The organism is Paenibacillus sp. VTT E-133280 (assembly GCF_002264385.1).
Taxonomy (GTDB): domain Bacteria; phylum Bacillota; class Bacilli; order Paenibacillales; family Paenibacillaceae; genus Paenibacillus_AQ; species Paenibacillus_AQ nitricinens.
In genome coordinates this window covers 84,032-100,954 of record NZ_NFUX01000008.1, presented here as the reverse complement: position 1 = coordinate 100,954, position 16,923 = coordinate 84,032, and the positions used below count along the sequence as shown (strand labels likewise).

The following is a 16,923-nucleotide window of genomic DNA, read 5'->3' as shown; positions in this document are numbered from 1 at the left end:
TCTCGCTGTTACTTAGAAATTCTCTGCTAACTTTTTAGCGCGTAGAATTGCATCTTCTTTAATCTATTGTGCTTTTTCAGCGCCTTATTATGCCCTTCAACATCTATTGCTTCAAAAGAAGGGACGCCAAAAAAAATTCATTATTACCTAAAAATGGAGATGCCCCCTCTCTAGTTCTTCAGCTGGACCTTCAGACTAGAAAGCACCAGGTGCTTGAGTATGAAGTGCTTTTTTATCTGTAACAGGGACTGTTACTACTACCTGTAACTATTGTAGTTACAGGTAGTGTGAAAGTCAATTCTTATTAACGAAAAAATTAACTTCCTATTGTTGGGCTCAATCTAAAAACCTTCAGATGTACTTCCTTGGTATGTATAGAGATAATTTGATGAAGTTATAACTCTGCTAATCTAACAACACAGGATTTGCAGGTGTTTTTCCATTTTCATCCTCATTTTATGCTCGCTTGGATTCGTCAACCGCTGTTTTCGGTTTTGGGCCGCTAACTTATTACATTAATTTGAAAGTGTTCAAAAGCCTCCCGCGGGGAGATTTTCACGATCACTCACTTTCCTGATTCCAATTCAAGTCGAAATTTCTTTTCCCAACCCAAAAACCCCTTTTTTATAAGGGGTTTTTGGGTTTAAGCGCTTTAACTTTTCGACGAAGAATCATACCCTAAACTTTAATAATCAGAGAATCAAGTCTACGGCATCCTGCGAAACCCACACTTTATCCTTAATCATTACCGTCAGCACATTGAGTTTCGTTGTTTTGCCATCCAGAATGGCGATGTTTTTATCAATAGGCAGCTTGAGAACCTGACCTGCTTTTTTCACTACAACCACCGGATTCGTCTTATCGGTCTTGTCTAGGGTGATCGTAGCTCCTTTGGACTTGAATTTATCACTGGATACGTACAGCGTATCCTGAAGCTCAGCCAGATTTAGTCCGGTTACTTCTTGAATATACTTATTCACATCCGTATTCTGGATTACACCGCTGTTCACGAAATCGGTCGGTTTATAATTAGCCGGATGGTAGGCGAACAATCCGACTTCTTCCGATGTGTGATCATCCGTAGAGAAGGTTACGCCTATCTTATTTCCCAAGATTTTACCGATGACCGGCGAAAGGTTATCCTTCATACCTAATCTGACTTGATCCGCTTCTTCTTTGGTTAAATCACTAAGTCCATAATTATCCGCAAGGACCTTTTTAAAATTGTTCTCATTAATACTGTCTTCAATGTAATAACTGGTATGCTTTGCTTTCTTCATCAAGGAGACTAGGTCTTTAGTAGAATCATAGTTCGTCATATTGAGCCCGCCAGTAGCATGATCTGAAACGGACAAGACTGCTGTATTTCCGTCTTTTTCTGCAAAGTCAACAGCGGCTTTGAAGGCTTTATCAAACGCTAATGTCTCACTCATAATCCCCACCGGATCGTTATCATGACCATACCAGTCAATCTGACTTGCTTCGACCATCAGAATGAAACCTTTCTCGTTCTGTGACAACTTCTCTACAGCAACTTTGGTCATTTCAGCAAGGCTCGGTTGCTTTTGCGGGTTCAGGTCAAAATCAGCATCCAGTGCTTCGGGGTTGAACAGACCCCAGATTTTATTCGTTTTAGAATTCATTAAACCTGCTTTATCCGTTACGTATTCATACCCATTTGATTTCAAGACTTTGGTTAAATCTTCTCCATCCTTGCGGTTAATATCTTCTTTGCCGGGTACCAAATACCCGGACCCACCCCCAAGAAGAACATCTACACCACTGTAGACCATCTGTTCTGCAATGGACTGCGCATTGTCACGCGTATATGCATGACTTAAAAATGTAGCCGGCGTCGCATCCGTTAATTCACAAGTAAATACCGTTCCTGTACTTTTCCCTGCCATTCTCGCTGCATCCATAATTGTAAGCAGAGGTTTGTTCACGTCCTCTGGCTTAACTGCGTCCACGAACGGCATCGTGATTCGGTCGGGCAGTATGGATACCGTCTCACTCTTGACCTTATGGCCTGTGGCATAAGCCGTAGCTCCCGCAGCGGAATCTGTGGTAAGTGAATCCGTAGAGTAGGTTCTCACCAGCCCGCTGAAATACTTGTCCATCGTAAGCGCCTGCCCTCCCTGATACCATCTGGCCAAGTTCACATCGGACAAGCTCATCCCATCCGTAATAAACAGGATCACGTTCTTGACCGTTTTGTTTGTAGGCGCATCAGAGTTATTGGCGCCACTGGCATAGGCCGTTCCATTCCCAGCTGCAAGCAGACTGCAAACCATAATTGTACTGCAAATTCTTCCGATAACTTTTTTGCGCATTTGAATCCTCCTCTAGCAGATTTTATTAAGTACGTTTCTAGTTTAAAGGAGGATTGTTTGCGGGAGCAGCACCTATTCTCTTTTTATATATTAAATTCTATGCATATTTTGACTTGACCATTTAGCAATAACTACTTGTTCAGATTATCAGATAAATACTTTACTATGCCTTCTTCGGAGTCTTGAGAATACTCCCACACCATGACACCAGCTAATTTTTTATCTTTGATATATTTAACTTTTGCCTGCAAAGCTTCTTTATCTTCATACGTAATAAAAGTATCACCATCATACAAATAGGCCGTCTTAGCTGTATCGTCAAAGTATCGTTTAAATCGATCTTGACTCATATATTTTTCTTTTATTGTCTTGTAGCTTAAATCTACTTTGTCGATATTGATGGGTTTACCCAGTAAAAATGAGGCGCCCTTATTCTCATCACTTTTAACATTCTCCCATCCGTAGGAATAAGCTGGAACACCTAGTAGAAGCTTACTCGGATCAACATCACGATCTAAATATAAACGAATTATACGATCCACGCTGGTTTTGCTCTTACTATTCTTATCTATAAATAAATTTGAATTATACCCTGTTTTATCTGACCAAGCTCCAGTCAAGTCATAGCTCATCACATTAATGAAATCCACGTACTTTTCTACTTTTTTAACCTCAACGTTTTTGAAGAACCAATCTTCATTTCCAGCAGCAAAGGTTAAATAGTAATTTTTATTTTTACGCGGAAGTCTATCCAGTTTTTCATTAAGTTCCTTCATAAGACTAGTAAAGTTCTTGGTATCTTCTGGTCTGGCTTTAGTTGTGTTCCAGGAATCAAAGGCTGGATATTCCCAGTCTATATCGATCCCATCTAAATCCAACTCCTTAACCATTGCGATCATACTCTCAGTAAAAGAGTACCGGTTTCCATCCATAGAAGCATCGGAGAATCCGTCCGCTTTATATCCGCCAACACCAAGGATGAAACTCGTTTTTTTATTATTTGATTGCAGCTTTTTTATATTTTCTTTAATGATCTCATTTTTAGCAGGGTCCAGATCAAAATATACATTGGTTTTATCAATTTTAGCAAAGGCGAGAATAGCAATATCAATGTTTTTGTCTTTTAGATTAAGATCTTTAAAGTCTTTCCATAACGGTATGTACACGGAGGTTATTTTTTTGTCTGAATCATTGAGATTGTAATAGTAAATTCCCATGCCTATAGCTAATATAGCGATGAAGATTTTTGTATATATACTTATTTTCATCATGTTAACTTCTTCCCCCAAATAATACATGTGTAATATATTTATTTAGATTTAAGACTTTAACCGTGATAAAGCTAAATAAGAATACAATAATGACATTAAAAGTAAGGTTAACTATGGATTGGAGTAGAGTAGCTTGTATTTCTGCTCTTCTGGATACCAATATTTCAACTAACAAATGAATTAAGTAGATACTAAAGCTAGCCTTGGAAATGGAGCTGATTATTTTTTTGACTTTGTAATTCAACTTCTCGCTAATCACGGTTTCTTTTTCTTTAAAATAGATAAACGTTCCAATAGCCATAAAAAATGTTGAGAGTGAATAGTTGCCATAGAACATTTCATCTAACACACCACTAGATAAGGAAGAAAAATAGGTCGCTAATGGCGTTACAAAAAAGGATATAATGCCTAAGTTAAAGAAAATATTTTTAGCTTTGATGGATATCGTATAGTTGAAGAGATAATATCCCAGGATAAAATATCCTAGATAACCCATGAACAAGGGGATGTTAGTTATGGGAATATTAATATATTCAGAGGTCAATCTGTATACGAGGTCGGAGATGAATTTATAAACCACACTAACCAAAAACCATATCAACAGATAATATTTTAAATCCTTTTCACTGCACACTTTTACCAGCTTACTAATTAATGGAACTGTTATATAGATCGCAATAATCGCATAAAGAAACCATAAATGTATATAATTCTTATCAAAAATTAAACCGTACGAAAAATGAATGAAAAAATCATAAACGCCCATGCTGCTTTTTTGAATGATATATTGGGTGTAAACGGCATAAATAAGTGACCAGCTAACTAAGGAAATGATTAAAGGAAGTACTTTTTTAATATAAAATTGCCGATATGATTTCACTTCCACTCGAAGGATCATCGCACCACTTATCATAAAAAATATTGGCACAGCAAATCTAGATATCGAATTAAAAATGTTGCTAATCCACCAAGAGGTTGTATTGAAATCATTTGTCCTTGTAAGCAAGTCTGCAGTGTAGTGCAAAATGATAACAGCTATGATGGATATTATTCTTAATACATCTATAAATACAATTCGTTTATCTTTCAATATATGATTCATAAGTACCTCCTAATGAGTGGTTTGCTGATAGTTACAGTAGCAGACTAGCTGATACTTGAAACACCTTTTCTCTCAACGAATCCCCAGCCCTCGTCATTATCAAAGTATTTAAACGTGCCTACGATATTCATATAAAGCAGCAGATTTCGATAGGTTAGTAATTCAACTTGGCTAAACAAAAACATTCTTAAATAATCTTTAACTGAATAATTGCTGCCATATTTTTTGCATAAATAGAGAGAAATTCCGATTTGCAGCGCATTAATGACAATTACAGACAACATGAGAATAAAAGCCTTAAATAAATTGGTACCTAAAAAGAGTGATTGTATAAGATAAAAAATGCTTGTAAATGCTGTTAATGTACCTAGAACAAAACCATCGATAGCAAAAAAGAGACTGACACCAATGCTAAACTTTCGTGATAATTTGGACCAATAGATTAAAATGCAATCTACAAAGGCTTTTTGCCAGCGTATTCTTTGTTTATAAAAGTTACTTAAGTTTTCTGGGCATTCCGTGTAGCATACGGCTTCTGGCGCGTAGACGAGCTTCTTATTCAAGTTATTCGCTTTAATGAACTCGTGAATTTTTAAAGTAATATCAATATCTTCGCCTACAGTACTTCTAAACCCGTTAACGTCCACCAATATACTCTTATAAAAAGCACCAAATGCGCCTGAAATAACGACAATTGAATTAAAAACGGATTGTGTTAGTTTTCTAACATAAAATCCATGGATGTAACTGATAACTTGGCTTTTTATAATACCTTTACCAGTAAATTTATCTTGGATAACGCCGTTCCTTTTCTCAGCGCCCTGTACGATCTTTACCGTACCCCCTAAGGCGATGATCTTATCATCTTGAAAATATTGATTTACATATTTAAGCGAGTTAATTTCCAGCATGCTATCTGCATCCAACGTGATCACAATATCAGTATTCGCACAATCGATACCGGCGTTAAGTGAATCTGCCTTTCCGCCATTGACTTTATCAATTACAAATATTTTTTCATATTTCTCCGAAAAATAAATCCCTTTAATAGCAGCGTATGAAAGCTTCCCCTCTGCTTCTCTATCACTTATCGATAAGTCCAAAAGCTCATGTAATTTTTGAAACGTCTGATCCTTTGAACCATCATTAATAATGATGACTTCATAATTACAGTAATTTAGGCCCTCCATTGCATCTATGCAGTTCTTAATGGTGAGCTCCTCGTTATAAGCAGGAACTAAAACGGAAATCGATTTTTCATCACATTCGTTATTCAATTTCTTAACTTTACTGAAAAATAAAGGGATGACTGTGTAAAGAGTTTGAAACCCAATAAAAATGAAGGTTAACAAATAAAAAAAGTATTGCATCTCCTCACTCCTTTTTATCTATCTAAAGCTTATAATTCTATGAATTGAACTGTTCTCCAGACAGTTAATCCCACACTAATTTCAATCACTTACATCCTTTGTTAGTAATTCCAACTAATAATAGTAAATAAAACCAAAAATAGCAACCTTTGAAAGCGTTGTTATTGTAATTTTCTGAATAATATATAGTTTTCCTCTTTATTTTACATACATTAATTTTCATTTCACAAAAAAAGAAGAAAGAAGAAACTTTCAAATTCCAAGTATTAAAGAGGAAGATAGGAGAAATGTAAATCGGGTTCTGAGGAAGTCGTTTCATACTAGAAAATAGCATATTTCTTCTATTTATGGTAGACAAATTCCATTTATTTTCATATAATCACTATGAAGTTACAGCAATTGTTATCATTCAATGAATTTAGCCCTACACACCTTTTTCTCTACCTTTCATGTCGATATATGAGCTCTTATGAGTTTATATAAATACGTTCAACAAAGAAAGGAGTTGTAATTGAGATAAGACGTTCGGGTATGAATGCATCATTCATTCGCAGTGCATATTTCATTAAAAGAGGAGGAATAAAATGTCATCTTTTCGCATTTCTCATTCACCTTGGGTAAAGCTGCTAGCTTATGGGAGTATCATGTTGATTATTTCATTGGTTGTAATGCTATTTCCGGAAAGGTCCTTTTCTCACGGCTATGTTGAAGGACCTGCTAGCAGGGCAGCACTCTGTAAATCCGGACAAAATACAGATTGTGGCCCGATTGTTTATGAGCCCCAAAGTCTAGAGGCACCTAAGGGGTTCCCTGCTGCAGGGCCAGCAGACGGGAAGATTGCAAGCGCTAACGGAGCTTTTCCCAAGCTTGATGAACAATCGGCTACACGCTGGTCTAAAGTCAACATATCTGCTGGACAAAATACTTTCACTTGGAAACTGACTGCCGCTCATTCGACAGCAAGCTGGAAATACTATATTACAAAACCTAACTGGAATCCTAATGCCGCTCTTACTCGAGACTCATTCGACCTGACTCCTTTCTATTCGGTGAACTATGGAGGTGTACAGCCACCCTTCTCTTACTCAGACACGTTTAACGTTCCGGAACGTAGTGGATACCACGTCATCTTGGCTGTGTGGGAAGTCGCAGATACTCCGAACGCCTTCTATAATGTCATTGATGTCAACTTTAGCGGAAGCAACCCTGTCGATACCCAAGCGCCTTCCGCGCCAGCAGCTTTGACGGCAACTGCAAAAACATCCACCAGCGTTTCCTTGGCCTGGAACGCATCCACGGATAATACCGGTGTAACAGGGTACCAAGTATTTAACGGATCTTCTTTGGTTGCTACCGTATCCGGCACAACATTAAATTACACCGTATCTGGATTAACCGCGAATACTGCCTATACCTTTAGTGTCAAGGCAAGAGACGCTGCTGGCAATGTCTCAAATGGAAGCAATTCCGTCAGTGTTACCACCAATGCACCCGTCGGTAATGATACGGAAGCACCAACAGCCCCCGGCGGCTTACATGTTATGGGGACCCCAACATCCTCCAGCATTCAGTTAATGTGGAATCCGTCAACGGATAATGTTGGTGTTACAGGCTACCGTATTTATAGAGGAACGACATTAATCACCACTATACCTGGAGCCACAACGGATTATACAGTAACAGGGCTTAGTGCAGGAACAACATATACGTTCAGTGTATATGCCTTCGACGCCGCAGACAATCAATCAGCGGCCAGCACCATCAATGGAACAACCGCGACAGCGTCTACAACCCCAGCTTGGGCACCTAATACCTCTTACACAGTCGGTGCGTTGGTAACCTATAATGGTTCTGTGTATGAATGTCGTCAAGCCCATACATCGATAACCAGTTGGGAGCCTGCCAATTCCCCGGCGCTATGGTTATTGAAATAATGATGTGAAAAAATCAAATCCCTAAATTGGGTAAAACCACGAGATACAGTGAAACTGTACTTCGTGGTTTTTTGCTTTTTAATACAATTGAGGATTCATTGCATTCCTGCTTCTGCTGGAAGCGAATTACTTCTTGTCCCCAGTGCTTTAATAACGAAATTGTAGGATTTAGCAGAATCTATGCCGTTTAATGTATAGCTGTAACTTGTCTGACTGTTTACCGCCGGCACATACACGCTCCAGTTCGTGCTGACTTTATCATTTTTCTCGTAAATCCGGTAACCTCGCACTGGCTCAGAGCTATTTACAGGCGCTTTCCACGAAAGAACTGCACGGTTCCCGGACTGTCTTACTGCGCTTGGATTTTGGACTATGCCGGGTTTAACGTCAGTCCTTTTAATACTGTAAGCGTCATAGACGGCAATGGGTTTATCTTTAACTGCTGTGTAGGATGTGAATTTCAGCACGTCGCTTGTAATGGATACATCCACGAACATTTTCTTGTTGGGCTGATCGTTTTTTGCTGCAAAAAAACTGTCTGCATCTGGATTAATAGCATAGAATTTCGAAGCGGCTGAGTTGCCCATTAGATACACGGTCCCTTTGGGATTCAGCACATTTCCTTGCTCATCGGTAATAACATTCTTAATCGGAACGTTGTTCAACATTTGAAAAGACCTCATATACATATGGTCATGTCCTTCAAACACCATATCCACACCCAGCTCATCAAATACAGGAATCAGGTATTTCCGGTAAAACTCTACCCGGTCGCTTTCTGCCGAAGCATTATCCCCAGTGGAATAAGCTCCCTTATGCATAGAGACGAATTTCCACTTCTTATCGGTCTTTGCCACCTGATTCCGCATCCATTCCAATTGCTTCGTGAACTGAATATCTGCTTTGTACGGCTTGACCTCTCCTTCGTACTGGGAATTGATTTGCATAAACAGGGCATCGCCGTATTCGAAAGCATATACCGACCCGTCATGAGCACCCGTCCCAACATCTTTTGGTAGATTAAAATGATTATAAAAGTTATTATTCGGATAATCCTCTATCTCATGGTTACCGATAATCGGTGCAAATGGTACATTGGCAAATTCTTTTTTCGGCACACCCAAGAACCACTGCCACAGCTGCTCCAGATCACCGTCATCCGTTAGATCCCCTGTAAGAAGAACAAACTTGGGATCTATCGTTTTCTCAATAGCTCGCTTAAAAGTATCCTGCCACAGATCGAAATTCGATTTACTTGAGCCTTGGGTGTCGGTTACATAGAGGAAATGGAAGTCCTGATTATCCGCCTTGTCCGTGGTAAAAGAACCCGCCTCGCTCCAACCGTCCGCATCACCGTTACCGGCCCGGTAGATATACTTGGTTCCAGGCTTAAGACCGCTTGCAATAACCTTGTGGCTAGCGAACTTTTTATACTTCTTGGAGCTTCTGTCTCCTGATGTCATTAAGGTTTCAATAACTGTTGCTCTGCCCTCATAAGAAGCTGCCAGTTGTTCCGGGAACTCGCTTCCTCCCGCATTGGAAGCTTCCACTACTTGCACTACTGTACCTCTGACGGTTTCGGCTGTATACCAGTCAAAGGCAATACTTGTCTTTGGGTCCCCATTAAAAGTCATGTTCAGCAGCGTTGGTGTTTTGATGCCGGTATCCGGAGACTTCGTCTTAAAGCTCCAGGTAATATCGTTCTCCGGTGTCCGGCCATCCGTAGTCCCCTTAACAAGCTCTTTTGGGATGGTCACGTTGTAAGTTTTGCCGGCAGTGAAATTAGGGTGGCTGACTTTGACTGTATCTTGACCGAGGAGCAAAGCAGAGATGTTGTTAAGAGGAACATTGTTTTCTGTGATTACAACCTGATAACTACTGTCGAGGCTGATGGCTTTGTTAAACTTCACTGTGATCTCTGCGTTAAGGGGAACATCTGCAGCCCCTGAAGCGGGAGTTTTGCTTACCTCAAGTGTGGGAGCGTCCCCAGGTTCGCCGCTGCTGCGTGTTCCTTTAATTACCACATCTTTAATTCTGCTTGAGCCTGAGCTGGACACCGTTCCCCCGCTTACGCTTTTCGCAGAGTTTACCACCCAGCGGATATAGAGTATATCTTGATTGTTTGTTCCGGCAGGCAAAGCGAGGTTCGTTAATTTGCAGGAATTATTGGAACAATTAAAATTGTTCTGGGCTAGAACAAGGTTGCCGCCCGTAACATCTGTCCATTCCTGTTGATCTATACTGTATTGCACCTTAAAATCCCTGGGTCCTGTACTTGAAGAGGTTTGCTGTGATGAGAGGAAGATACCTTCGAAGCCTTGGGTAGAAAGCGTGGCAAGCCAGTATTTTAGACCCATTCCTTCATGCCAGCCCTGGTTGCGTACGCTGTTCTCACCTGAATCATAGGTGTATGCATCCGTATTAGTTCCTACATCACGAATGGATGAAGACGTTTGATATACCCCGTCTGTAGCCGGAAATACACCATTTTCGCCTTTGTCTTTAAAAATCCACTGGGCAATCGTTTCCTGAACTGCCGCTGCTTCACTTGTAAGGTCTTCCTCAATTTCCTCCCTTCCTGCTGAGACAATACCGGTCAACTCCATGGCAAGCAGCAAACCTATAACCATTAGACTGATTACCTTGTAAAATCTATTTTTGAGATAAGATTGGTTGTTATCCATTCAGCCCATCTCCCTCTAAATTAATCTTACTTATCATTGAACCGCCGTCACCAAGAAGAACGGCGGTTCTGTCTACTCTTGCATTCCTGTTATTGAAGTTCCCAATCGGTGACTTGAAGGACTGCCGAATCTGCACCCTTCAGGTCTGTCTCTCCCATGTTGAGCAAATTGCTCCACTGCTTCACACGGTTCTTGCCGTTAGGCGGAGTGTTGTACTCATTAGTATCCACAATCTTGGTCCGTTCTTTATAGAATTTGGTCATGAAAGTCTTCTCATCTGTGCTGCTTCCTGATTTACCCAAAAGCCCTTGAAGAGTCTCGGAGCCGCCGGTAGCACCATGGTTTAGCGCAGCATCCACGAAGGAACCAATCGTTAATGCCGAGTTAAAGCCGCGATTGCGGGCCTGCTCCACACTGTATTTAATGTAGATATTGTAGAATGTTTTCCACATAGCCTCTCTCCACTCGGGATCATTTTGCAAATTGCCGATTTTTCTGCAGAAGCTCTCTTCGCTTTCGTTAATTTCGAGGATTTTCCCTTTCATCGAACCCTTAACACCGATCCGGGCCAATGCGCCTTTAACCGAAGGATTACTCGCGCCTTTGGCAGCATCATATGCCTTGAACAGATCCGGACCGTCGGGACCGGTATCATTTGAGCCGCCTGTAGTCGCACCGAATATTCCAATCGTATATCCGCGGTCATCATCAATATCTTCACAATATCCGTAAAAATTGATCCAGTTCAGATCGTCCTGCTCCGGTTTGTTGACAAGCATCATAATATTGTTCCACTGCTCACCATCCAGACCTGTGTTGTCGCGCAAGAATTGAAGTGTTGCCGGTGAGAAATTAGAATCCGGGTTCCCTGCCGCATAACTTTTCTGTTGAGGTGCATTGGACAGATAGCCATAAGAAAAAATCATTGAAAAACTGAGCAGAATCAACAATGAAAATTTCATCTTCTTGGAAACCTTACTATTCGTTGAATTAAGCACCGCAATCTCTCCTTTAATTAAATAGTTTAAGCGCTTTAACTTTGAGTGGCAGCGAACCTTATCCCCAACCTATCTGAGCATGACAGCCCTCCTTTTTCCAACACTTGGTAATTCAATTCAAGCTTATCTCATAAAGTTTGACTAAACAGCACGTATTTTCTTGTAATTATTAAATTTTATACATATGTTGCTACAAACCCTAGATTAAGTCTACAATCCTCTTAGGAGGTGCTGAATGAAGCCGGTATTTTATGAGTCTACTCTTTTTGAGATCAGCCGCAAGAAACAGGTATACACCAGCATGCCTTCAAGACACTATCATGATGCCTATGAGATTCTGTATTTAATATCCGGGGATTTTTATTATTTTATAGGGGACAGAACCTACCAGGTTGCGGGCGGTACGTTGCTATTTATGGATATTCATGAAATGCACAAACTGGTCAATTCTGGATGCAATATGTATGAACGGGTTACACTGCTGTTTAAAAAAGAATTCCTGCAGCATTTCTGCACTGGCGGTCAATGTGAGGAACTGCTCGAATTGTTCAAAAGTGATTACCGCGCTTTGAAGATGACCGGGAAGGATCAGTATTTCATCGAACAGCTTTTTCAGAAGATGATCCAGGAGGGAAAGAAGCAAGATCGTGGATATGAACAGTACCAACAAATAATATTGGTGGAGTTGCTTCTCTATCTTAATCGTAAACTATTTGACAGCCGTGTAGCTCCAATGTTGGAATCCAATCGCACACACAAGAAGGTCCTGGACATCGTTAATTATGTAAATCAACATTATATGGAACCGCTTAAGCTCTGTGAGATTTCACGGTAGTTCGACATAAGCTCTTCCTACCTATGCCGAACTTTTAAAGAGGCCACCGGCTTCAGTTTTATTGAATATATTAATAACATCCGCATTAAAGAAGCGCGTGATTTGCTCGTTGGCTCTTCTTTTAATGTTACTGAAATTGCAGGTATGGTTGGGTTTGATAACATCTCCCATTTTGGACGGACCTTCAAATTAATGATGGGTATCTCGCCGCTCTGCTTCCGCAAACAATTTAAGTCATAACAGTAAAAATACTGGAATGCGTCAAGACATTTCGTCAAGACGAACAAATTGCAGGTTTCTTGCCTGCAGTTGATTTAGCACTTCCTCTAAAGCTTGCAGCATAAAATAAGGAGCATGCCGGTCCGCGCCCACAGTCTCACCGCTGTCGTGAAGTAAGACAACGGAGCCATCGGTGATTCCATCTAAAAGAATGGCCTGCATCCGGGTTTGACAGACCCTGGTGTTCCAGTCGCCTGCCTTCAGCGACCATAGAACAATTCGATACTGCTTGTATCGAAAGAAATCAAATAGATTGATTAATCCCCAAGGTGGACGGTAATGAGTGGGCCTGGTTCCGACAATAGACTCTATAATATCAGCGGAGCGGTCCAGATGTTCTCGCCTAATCGTACGGGGCAGCATCAGCCAGTTAGAGGTATGACAATAATTATGGATGCCAATCTGATGGCCTTCCCGATCCATTCTTCTGATCAGGTCTGGATACTGCTCCGCTCGCGATCCAAGCACGAAAAAAGTGGCCTTCACTTGATGTAACTTCAATAAATCCAGTAATTCCGGCGTATATTCCGGATGTGGTCCATCGTCAAAAGTGAATGCCACCTGTTTCTTTACCGTTCCTTTGCGAAAGACACCAAAGCCGCTCACTCGCGTAATCAAACTCGGAATAAACATGTAAAGGGTGGCAGTACATAGTATTCCTCCTATAAGATATGTAAGAATAATTACACCTCCATATAACAAGCTTAAGACTTATCCAGAATAGTTCTGTCCGGGTGAGAACCGATTCTTCAGTGAGGCCCGTGAATGAATCAGTAACATCGGGACCAGTTGTTCGGTTCGCCGACTGATTCTTTGTCTGCCTTCCGGATGCATGGCAGACAGCAGCAATCGAAGATAAATGGTGGTGATGCGTTCAAAAAAACCGGACTTTATATTTTGTTGTTCAAAACCAAGACCATGTGTTAATCCCCGATGGAGCAGTGTAATACCTAATAAAGCCTTGACCTGCCTGAACTCGGACTGCGATTCGAAGGCTTCATTGATTTGCTGCATTGATTTACGCAGCATGCGAGCCGTTTGGAGTGCAGCACGATCCGATCCTTCGGACTGGATCAACTTCAGGATACTTCCATTATCGAGGTGGAGCTCTCCCACCCACTCGCCTTGGTTGATGACCGTGGCGTCTTGGCATATAATAGGCTGTCCCCGGTGCTTTTTTAACATCACGGTACATATACCAAAGTGCGACTTATGCGCTCCACGAAAATGTGAAAGCAACGCAAAAGCTTTTTCCCACATCATCCAGACGGACTGCACCGTGGTTTTACGTATTTTGAAACCCAACTCATCCACCCTCCTTAAAACGGTTATAGTCTCTCATTTCATACATTGTGCATAACGGATCGGCTGCAACAAAGGAACATAATGAACCTCATTAAAACTTTCTTAACGTCTACATCTATTGGACGCCATACAGTGGAATTTCTCTGCGATTATATTAAATTTTCGTATAACTTTTTTCATTAGCTACTCTTTCTAGTATTTTTTGAGTTGTCGTGGGGAAGTCACTACCCAAACGATGAAAGCCGTTAGTGCCACACCACCGAAAAAAATGTACCCATTAAAAAACAGGTTATTTGTGTATTGGTTAATCCAACCGAAACGATACACCACGGAGTCTTTATGGTTAGTAAATCCATTGAGATTGTTAGATAATGAACGAATTTTAGATGTTTCTCCCCAAATCATTATTCCTATAATAAGTATGGAGGTTAAAGGGAGTGTAACATGGACAAGTTTACTTTTATTCTTACTTTTGAACCCCCTAATTAAAGCACCTACATTAAATAATAAAATGGTGAACAACAATAATCCTACAACCAAAGCTATGATACCTGGGTTACCATTCCCTGAAATACTTCCACCAGGACTATATTTAAAAGTCATCCCTTCTACAGCAAAAATACTAATCACATTTAATATCAAAATAATGAGTAATTTTCGCAACATAATGCCTCCTCTTCACCTGACCTAACTGGTAAAATACTAAAAAGGCGGCTTTCCCCTTTGCAGAAATCTCTGTTCAAGGAAAGCCGCTTCTTCATGTTGTCAATTCTCTGAATTTTGTCTAACGTGTTCAAGGATACTTGCTTAGCTCAGCTTTTCCAGCCAGATATCTTTAAAATCGACCCACCCAAGTGTATTCAAATGGACGCCACGGATTGAAGGATGTAAGTATGTTCGAAACTCTTTATGATGGAGAAAAATGACCGAAGCTTCGTCGCTTAAATGTTCCTCAATCCCCTTCAAATGCTGGCGTCTGCCAGTTTCCGTATCGGCGCTTAAGGCATCGTCAATTCTTCCGTTAATCCAGTTCAGAAGCTCATCGTCCAAATACGCCCGGAAAGGACTGTCCCCATGCTCATAAACTTCAATCTCACATACCTCGTCTTCAGCCAAGACGAATCCTACGATCATCAAATCTTCGTCGTGATGTGGACTGCCACAACCAGGTTTATCTTCCCATGAAATGATCTTTAGATCTACCTTAATACTCCACTGCTCAAGTCTTTCCACAATCCATCGAGCATCTTCCTCAAACTTCTCATGGGCAGTGAAGCGGATGACTGAACCGTCATAATTCGATTCACGCAGAACAGTTTTTACACGATCTAGACGGAACGGTTCAACAGAGCGGGATTGGCTCGCTTCCGGGTGGAAACCGAAGGCAGATAGCACGCGATCACCCCCCAGTTCCGAGACCAGGTCGCCAGTATTCAGAATCATGCGTACCGCCCGGCGGAACGCCTCCGACTGCTGTGCACCCGGCCGTCGAAGATTCCAGGTTAGCATCGTACAGCCATTGGATAATTGCTTTAGCGTCTGCCAGTCTCCGTTATGGTTTCCCAGCGGATGATTCTCGACGAACTCGTGATGCAGCACCTCGGGAATATTAATTGCTGACTGAAGACATTCCTCCGGCATGGTAATCATATCCACACCATCCAAATAGGGCCTTCCTTCATGATAGGCAGTGTGGGCAGCCAACTCGATGCAGTGCGATGACTGCGAGACGATCCGAAAAGGGCCGGTGCCGATCGGCAGCCGCCAGAAGTCCGTCTCTTCCATACCACCCAAGTTGGCAGGCAGGATGGATGCTGCGCTGGAGCACATGTACCTGTCGAAGATTCGGTTTGGCTGCTTCAAATGCAATTGTATTACACGCGGGCCTAGCGCTTCGATCCGTTCTACTCCCCGCAGCAACCAGCGGTTATTGGTGTCTCCGCGCAAACGCTCCAGCGTAAAGGCTACATCTCTTGCGGTCAGTTCGTGCCCATTATGGAAGTGCACCCCCTTGCGTAGATAGAAGGTCCACTCACTCGCTTCTGCATTGGACGTCCAATGATGAGCGATACTCGGAACAATTTTGCCCGCAGCTTCATCAAACCGGAGGAGGCGGTCGTAAATTTGCCGCAACAGATGTGCGTCAGCGCAAAATCTTACTTGAGCAGGGTCAAAGGTCGTGATGGGACTGTAAATCGGGAAGCGCAGTATGTCACTCGTAGAGATACCATCACGTGCTTCCTCTTTTCGGTAGCCAAATTGACCGTTTAGCCATTCAAGGAATTTGGGCTTGGCAAGCGTTCCCTCACCGAACAATTGTAGCCATTCAAAAGCTTGCTTATAATCCCCTTTTTCTGCCCAGCTCTGGATCAAGCTTAGCAGGAAAATTTCCTTGTCCGTCTTGAAAGCGATCCGCGAGCGATTCCCACGTCCGCGCCCCGGAATCCAATCAATCAGACCTTCTTCCTCCAGCCTGCGCAGGATAAGCTTCGCGTTCCGAGTGGTGCAGAACAACGCTTCCGCCAGCTCCTCCAAGGTTGCTTCTACGGGCATTCCCTCACTAATCCCCCCACCGAAGCGGTCGTAAAGCGTAAAATACCGTTCAGTCATGATCACCTTTTTCTGCCTCCTTTCGGTTATATTCCTCAAAAGAGGAAATCATGTGTGGAAAGTATACGCTTTTTATCCCCTTTTGAACAGCGCATAATAAGTCTTACAGAAATAAGGAAGCGGGGGAGAACATATGTTGGAACATCCATATCTGATTGAGAAACTGAGAGAATATCGAGAGGCAGAAATAAGTTGGCGACTT

The 16,923-nt window shown here is 41.7% G+C and carries 13 protein-coding genes; 3 read left to right on the top strand and 10 right to left on the bottom strand.

The genetic code is table 11. The annotated features are described in order from the left end of the window. Positions 1–692 precede the first annotated feature (692 nt). The 4 genes from CA600_RS05845 to CA600_RS05830 form a co-directional block, all read right to left on the bottom strand. Positions 693–2,333 carry an alkaline phosphatase gene (locus tag CA600_RS05845; RefSeq protein WP_094869320.1) on the bottom strand — a complete coding sequence of 547 codons (1,641 nt, stop codon included), beginning with the start codon at positions 2,331–2,333 and terminating at the stop codon, positions 693–695. Positions 2,334–2,464: 131 nt separating this feature from the next. Then, a complete protein-coding gene (locus CA600_RS05840) occupies positions 2,465–3,601 on the bottom strand; it encodes a glycoside hydrolase family 18 protein (RefSeq protein ID WP_094869355.1) in 1,137 nt (378 codons plus the stop codon). A gap of 4 nt (positions 3,602–3,605) precedes the next feature. Continuing rightward, positions 3,606–4,706: an acyltransferase gene (locus CA600_RS05835; protein WP_094869319.1), complete on the bottom strand. Its 1,101-nt coding sequence runs from the start codon at positions 4,704–4,706 to the stop codon at positions 3,606–3,608. Positions 4,707–4,750: 44 nt separating this feature from the next. Then, a complete protein-coding gene (locus CA600_RS05830) occupies positions 4,751–6,076 on the bottom strand; it encodes a glycosyltransferase family 2 protein (protein ID WP_094869318.1) in 1,326 nt (441 codons plus the stop codon). A 584-nt stretch (positions 6,077–6,660) separates the two neighbouring features. Here CA600_RS05830 and CA600_RS05825 point away from each other — a divergent pair. Further along, positions 6,661–8,010 carry a lytic polysaccharide monooxygenase gene (locus CA600_RS05825; RefSeq protein ID WP_094869317.1) on the top strand — a complete coding sequence of 450 codons (1,350 nt, stop codon included), beginning with the start codon at positions 6,661–6,663 and terminating at the stop codon, positions 8,008–8,010. Between the two features lie 95 nt (positions 8,011–8,105). Here CA600_RS05825 and CA600_RS05820 read toward each other — a convergent pair whose 3' ends face one another. Next, a complete protein-coding gene (locus tag CA600_RS05820) occupies positions 8,106–10,694 on the bottom strand; it encodes a metallophosphoesterase (RefSeq protein ID WP_094869316.1) in 2,589 nt (862 codons plus the stop codon). Between the two features lie 89 nt (positions 10,695–10,783). Continuing rightward, positions 10,784–11,692, bottom strand: coding sequence for a chitosanase (locus CA600_RS05815; protein ID WP_256989751.1), 909 nt, complete (start codon positions 11,690–11,692; stop codon positions 10,784–10,786). 235 nt (positions 11,693–11,927) lie between these two features. Here CA600_RS05815 and CA600_RS05810 point away from each other — a divergent pair, with 235 nt between their 5' ends. Further along, positions 11,928–12,527 (top strand): AraC family ligand binding domain-containing protein, encoded by a 600-nt coding sequence (locus CA600_RS05810; RefSeq protein WP_256989750.1) that lies wholly within the window; start codon positions 11,928–11,930, stop codon positions 12,525–12,527. 6 nt (positions 12,528–12,533) lie between these two features. Next, positions 12,534–12,767: a helix-turn-helix domain-containing protein gene (locus CA600_RS31720; protein WP_256989758.1), complete on the top strand. Its 234-nt coding sequence runs from the start codon at positions 12,534–12,536 to the stop codon at positions 12,765–12,767. Positions 12,768–12,788: 21 nt separating this feature from the next. Here CA600_RS31720 and CA600_RS05805 read toward each other — a convergent pair whose 3' ends face one another. The 4 genes from CA600_RS05805 to CA600_RS05790 form a co-directional block, all read right to left on the bottom strand. Then, positions 12,789–13,439 carry a polysaccharide deacetylase family protein gene (locus CA600_RS05805; RefSeq protein WP_179281547.1) on the bottom strand — a complete coding sequence of 217 codons (651 nt, stop codon included), beginning with the start codon at positions 13,437–13,439 and terminating at the stop codon, positions 12,789–12,791. Positions 13,440–13,517: 78 nt separating this feature from the next. Further along, positions 13,518–14,084, bottom strand: a complete 567-nt coding sequence (locus CA600_RS05800) for a YkoP family protein (RefSeq protein WP_441339151.1) — start codon at positions 14,082–14,084, stop codon at positions 13,518–13,520. A gap of 219 nt (positions 14,085–14,303) precedes the next feature. Beyond that, positions 14,304–14,777 carry a hypothetical protein gene (locus CA600_RS05795; protein WP_143812103.1) on the bottom strand — a complete coding sequence of 158 codons (474 nt, stop codon included), beginning with the start codon at positions 14,775–14,777 and terminating at the stop codon, positions 14,304–14,306. A 141-nt stretch (positions 14,778–14,918) separates the two neighbouring features. Further along, positions 14,919–16,721, bottom strand: a complete 1,803-nt coding sequence (locus CA600_RS05790; protein WP_256989757.1) for an SgrR family transcriptional regulator — start codon at positions 16,719–16,721, stop codon at positions 14,919–14,921. Between the last annotated feature and the right edge of the window lie 202 nt (positions 16,722–16,923).

Excerpts from the sequence above, each read along its gene's own strand:
- CA600_RS05845 (WP_094869320.1), bottom strand. The coding sequence starts at position 2,333 with ATGCGCAAAAAAGTTATCGGAAGAATTTGCAGTACAATTATGGTTTGC.
- CA600_RS05840 (WP_094869355.1), bottom strand. The coding sequence starts at position 3,601 with ATGAAAATAAGTATATATACAAAAATCTTCATCGCTATATTAGCTATA.
- CA600_RS05835 (WP_094869319.1), bottom strand. The coding sequence starts at position 4,706 with ATGAATCATATATTGAAAGATAAACGAATTGTATTTATAGATGTATTA.
- CA600_RS05830 (WP_094869318.1), bottom strand. The coding sequence starts at position 6,076 with ATGCAATACTTTTTTTATTTGTTAACCTTCATTTTTATTGGGTTTCAA.
- CA600_RS05825 (WP_094869317.1), top strand. The coding sequence starts at position 6,661 with ATGTCATCTTTTCGCATTTCTCATTCACCTTGGGTAAAGCTGCTAGCT.
- CA600_RS05820 (WP_094869316.1), bottom strand. The coding sequence starts at position 10,694 with ATGGATAACAACCAATCTTATCTCAAAAATAGATTTTACAAGGTAATC.
- CA600_RS05810 (WP_256989750.1), top strand. The coding sequence starts at position 11,928 with ATGAAGCCGGTATTTTATGAGTCTACTCTTTTTGAGATCAGCCGCAAG.
- CA600_RS05805 (WP_179281547.1), bottom strand. The coding sequence starts at position 13,439 with ATGTTTATTCCGAGTTTGATTACGCGAGTGAGCGGCTTTGGTGTCTTT.
- CA600_RS05795 (WP_143812103.1), bottom strand. The coding sequence starts at position 14,777 with ATGTTGCGAAAATTACTCATTATTTTGATATTAAATGTGATTAGTATT.
- CA600_RS05790 (WP_256989757.1), bottom strand. The coding sequence starts at position 16,721 with ATGACTGAACGGTATTTTACGCTTTACGACCGCTTCGGTGGGGGGATT.